Annotated in this window: 2 protein-coding genes; both read left to right on the top strand. The window is 56.2% G+C overall.

The window, feature by feature from the left end:
- On the top strand, positions 1–788 hold a 788-nt coding region (gene tolA, locus ACIOWE_RS11515; RefSeq protein ID WP_401391109.1), incomplete at its 5' end, for a cell envelope integrity protein TolA.
- Between the two features lie 17 nt (positions 789–805).
- A complete protein-coding gene (tolB, locus tag ACIOWE_RS11510; protein ID WP_172828178.1) occupies positions 806–2,086 on the top strand; it encodes a Tol-Pal system beta propeller repeat protein TolB in 1,281 nt (426 codons plus the stop codon).
- Positions 2,087–2,159: the final 73 nt, after the last annotated feature.

The following is a 2,159-nucleotide window of genomic DNA, read 5'->3' as shown; positions in this document are numbered from 1 at the left end:
AGGAAGCGGTGAAAGCTGCGGAACAAAAGAAAGAAGAAGCGGCTCAAAAGGCCGAGGAAGCCAAGAAGGCCGACGAGGCTAAGAAAGCGGACGAGGCGAAGAAGGCTGATGATGCCAAGAAAGCCGACGACGCGAAGAAAGCCGAGGCCAAGAAGGCAGAAGAGAAACAATTGGCTGATATAGCCAAGAAGAAGGCTGAAGAAGAGGCTAAGGAAGAAGCCAAAAAAGAAGCCGCTGAAGAAGCCAAGAAGAAAATCGTCGAAGACGCGAAGAAGAAAGCCGCCGAAGACGCCAAGAAGAAAGCTGAAGCTGAAGAGGCGAAGAAGAAAATCGCCGACGAAGCGAAGAAGAAAGCTGCTGCCGATGCTGCGAAGAAGAAAGCGCAGGATGCAGCACGTAAATCGACCGAAGACAAAAAGGCTCAGGCCTTGGCCGATCTGCTTTCCGACACGCCGCAGCGCCAGCAGGCCTTGGCTGATGAGCAGGGTGACGAAGTCGCGGGCAGTTTCGATGACCTGATTCGTGCGCGGGCAGCGGAAGGTTGGGCTCGTCCACCTTCGGCACGCAAAGGCATGACGGTCGTGCTGCAAATCGGCATGTTGCCGGACGGTACGGTGACTTCGGTCAGCGTGTCCAAATCCAGTGGCGACGGTCCGTTCGATGCTTCGGCAGTGGCGGCGGTCAAAAATATTGGACGTTTGACAGAAATGCAGGGAATGAAGGCGAGCGATTTCGCTCCATATCGTTCATTCAAGATGACATTCACACCTGAGGACTTAGCCTTGTGAGAAACCTTCTTCGAGGAATGCTGGTCGTGATCTGCTGCATGGCAGGGATCGCGATGGCTGATGAAAAGAACATTCTGGTCACCAGCGGCAGCGATCGGGCTACTCCGATCGCCGTTGTACCGTTCGGTATGCAGGGCGGTGCTGTCCTTCCGGACGACATGGCTGAAATCATTGGTAACGATTTGCGTAACTCGGGCTACTACTCGCCGATTCCAAAGCAAAACATGATCAGCCAGCCAAGCCAGCCGAGCGAAATCATCTTCCGTGACTGGAAGGCGGTAGGTGCTCAGTACATGATGGTCGGCAGCATTGCTCCAGCCGGCGGTCGCTTGCAGGTGCAGTGGGCACTGTTCAACGTGGCCACCGAACAGAAAGTGGCAGACGGCAGTGTTTCCGGTACCACCGAGCAACTGCGCGATATGGCGCACTTCATCTCCGACCAGTCGTTCCAGAAGCTGACCGGTATCGAAGGTGCCTTTTCGACTCGCCTGCTGTATGTGACGGCTGAACGCTTCTCCGAGAAGAACACCCGTTACACCCTGCAGCGTTCGGACTACGACGGTGCCCGCGCCGTGACTCTGCTGCAATCGCGCGAGCCGATCCTGTCGCCGCGTTTTGCACCGGATGGCAAGCGCATTGCCTACGTGTCGTTCGAGCAGAAGCGTCCGCGTATCTTCATGCAGAACATCGACACCGGTCGCCGTGAGCAGATCACCAACTTCGAAGGCCTGAACGGCGCGCCAGCCTGGTCGCCGAATGGCGATCGCCTGGCATTTGTATTGTCGAAGGACGGTAACCCGGACATCTACGTGATGAACCTGGCGTCGCGTCAGATCACCCGTGTAACTGCGGGTCCTGGCATCAACACCGAACCGTACTGGGGCAAGGATGGCTCGACCATCTACTTCACGTCCGACCGTGGCGGCAAGCCACAGATCTACAAAACCAGCGCCAGTGGCGGCGGTGCCGAGCGTGTGACCTTCATTGGTAACTACAACGCCAACCCGAAACTGTCGGCTGATGAAAAGACTCTGGTGATGATCCATCGCCAGGATGGTTTCACCAATTTCAAGGTGGCGGCCCAGGATTTGCAGCGAGGTAGTGTAAAGATCCTCACTGATAGCACTCTGGACGAGTCACCCACTGTTGCGCCCAACGGCACCATGGTAATCTACGCCACCCGCCAGCAGGGCCGGGGAGTCTTGATGCTCGTGTCCATTAATGGACGCGTTAGGCTCCCGCTTCCTACCGCTCAAGGCGAAGTCAGAGAACCGTCCTGGTCCCCTTACCTGAAGTGAGCGGGCGCTACACGTTTTACTTAACACACTGGGGTTCATTAGGAGTTTCACGATGGAAATGCTGAAGTTTGGT

Origin of the sequence: Pseudomonas sp. NPDC087598 (assembly GCF_044743525.1) — a bacterium.
Lineage (GTDB): Bacteria > Pseudomonadota > Gammaproteobacteria > Pseudomonadales > Pseudomonadaceae > Aquipseudomonas.
Note: the sequence above shows the minus strand (reverse complement) of the source record. Positions and strands in the feature narration are given on the sequence as shown.